Here is a 270-nt window from a genome sequence, read left to right as displayed (position 1 = left end):
CCAAAAAAGTTAGTAGGAAAGCCAAAACTTTTCTTTATGTCCTTGGACGTGAAGGCGGAGAGTTAGCTTCAGAAAATGAAGATTTAGAAGGTTATCGCACGCTACAAGAGACCATTAGAAAAGGAAAACGCTACAGCCGAATTTCTTATAATCTGGGGAAAGCTAGTGTCAAAACAGGACAAGCAACAGGTCGTTTTACGAAGAAGAGACTAGCTAACACAAAAGAGCGATACCATCATTTTAAGGATGGAAAAGGATGGAAACTAGCGA

Annotated in this window: 1 pseudogene; it reads left to right on the top strand. The window is 40.0% G+C overall.

Annotation, left to right across the window (positions count from 1 at the left end):
• Window positions 1-270 (top strand): annotated as a pseudogene (locus tag CBI42_RS11875) (M23 family metallopeptidase); the annotation flags it as partial.

Source organism: Streptococcus sp. KR (assembly GCF_002238115.1).
Lineage (GTDB): Bacteria > Bacillota > Bacilli > Lactobacillales > Streptococcaceae > Streptococcus.
This window is presented reverse-complemented; position numbering and strand designations above follow the sequence as displayed.